Source organism: Flavobacterium orientale (assembly GCF_014638005.1).
Classification (GTDB): Bacteria; Bacteroidota; Bacteroidia; order Flavobacteriales; family Flavobacteriaceae; genus Flavobacterium; species Flavobacterium orientale.
Genome location: NZ_BMFG01000052.1, coordinates 1 through 509 on the forward strand (window position 1 = coordinate 1; position 509 = coordinate 509).

Annotated in this window: 2 protein-coding genes; one reads left to right on the plus strand and one right to left on the minus strand. The window is 48.1% G+C overall.

Annotated elements, in window-relative coordinates; genetic code table 11:
- Nucleotides 1-114 (minus strand): arsenate reductase/protein-tyrosine-phosphatase family protein (locus IEV15_RS14715; RefSeq protein ID WP_444542649.1); only part of this gene is annotated, 114 nt, incomplete at its 3' end.
- 95 nt (nt 115-209) lie between these two features.
- On the opposite strand from IEV15_RS14715, the gene IEV15_RS14605 reads away from it, so the two are divergent.
- The coding region (locus tag IEV15_RS14605; RefSeq protein WP_262891228.1) for an SLC13 family permease at nt 210-509 on the plus strand (300 nt) is incomplete at its 3' end.

Genomic DNA, 509 nt, shown 5'->3' on the forward strand with positions numbered 1-509 from the left:
CATGATTCCCTCGGCTGCCGGAGAGCGGCAGATGTTGCCCAGGCAGATGAATAATACAGTATGTTTACCTTTCTTTGTCATGTTGCTAACTTTTTTTGTTTGCAAAGTTAGCATAAATCTCTGTATTATGCAAGATTTTTCTTCATTTTTCTTCCCACAAATTCTTAATTCTCACTTTATTTCCGTATATTTGCAGCCAAAAAAAGCACATGACAACAACACTTATCATATTGGTTATTACGGTAGCCCTATTCATCTGGGGCAGGGTGAGGGCCGACATCGTGGCGCTTACCGCCCTGGCAGCACTCCTGGTTCTGGGTATCCTGACGCCTGCCGAGGCGCTGGCGGGCTTCTCTTCGCCTATCGTCATCATGATGATAGGACTCTTCGTGGTGGGTGGAGCTATCATGCAGACCGGACTAGCCAAGCTTGTGGGCAATAAGCTCATGGCGCTCTCGCGCGGCAACGAAACCATCACCTTCCTGCTGGTGATGCTCGTAACCTCCTTT